We start from the raw sequence: 529 nt of genomic DNA, 5'->3' as shown, positions 1-529 counted from the left end.
TGCCAAACAAGGCCCTAGCCTGTGCACTATCCTTTTTATACAATGCCTTGTATAGTTTTTGCTCCTGTTTCTTGATCCGTGCCAGGTATTTTTTACTTTGCTGCTGCAGGCGCTTTTCTGTTTTGGCAGCCTCTTGACCAATCTTACCCAGCAATTTATCCGGTAGTGCAATCACCTGTTCGCTGCGCTCCTGCCACGAAGGCCGTTGGGCAGTTGCCAGGGTGCAGCTCAGCAGCCAACAACCAATCGTAAAGAGCAGAAAACGCATATCGTAGGAATAAACAGGTTGATGAATAAGCTTAATTGCCGGTATTGTAGTACTCGTAGGAAAACTGTTTTATAATATTGCCTTCATTGTCCCGCAGTCGGATCAACCTGCCCAGCGCATCGTATTCATAAAAAGTCAATCGCCCATCTACATCCGAACTGGAGGTAATACCACGCCCCTTGTCGTAGGTATACGTCTTCATCTCAGCTCCCACTGGGAACAACCGAAGATCGTCGAGATAAATTGGATCAAGCGTGCCAG

Annotated in this window: 2 protein-coding genes; both read right to left on the bottom strand. The window is 47.3% G+C overall.

All coding sequences use genetic code 11. The features are described from left to right. A partial coding sequence (locus MD536_RS22325; RefSeq protein ID WP_239603755.1) for a hypothetical protein occupies positions 1-268 on the bottom strand: 268 nt, incomplete at its 3' end. Between the two features lie 31 nt (positions 269-299). Further along, a partial coding sequence (locus MD536_RS22320; RefSeq protein ID WP_239603754.1) for an RHS repeat domain-containing protein occupies positions 300-529 on the bottom strand: 230 nt, incomplete at its 5' end.

Source organism: Flavihumibacter cheonanensis (genome assembly GCF_022352215.1).
Classification (GTDB): Bacteria; Bacteroidota; Bacteroidia; order Chitinophagales; family Chitinophagaceae; genus Flavihumibacter; species Flavihumibacter cheonanensis.
Note: the sequence above shows the minus strand (reverse complement) of the source record. Positions and strands in the feature narration are given on the sequence as shown.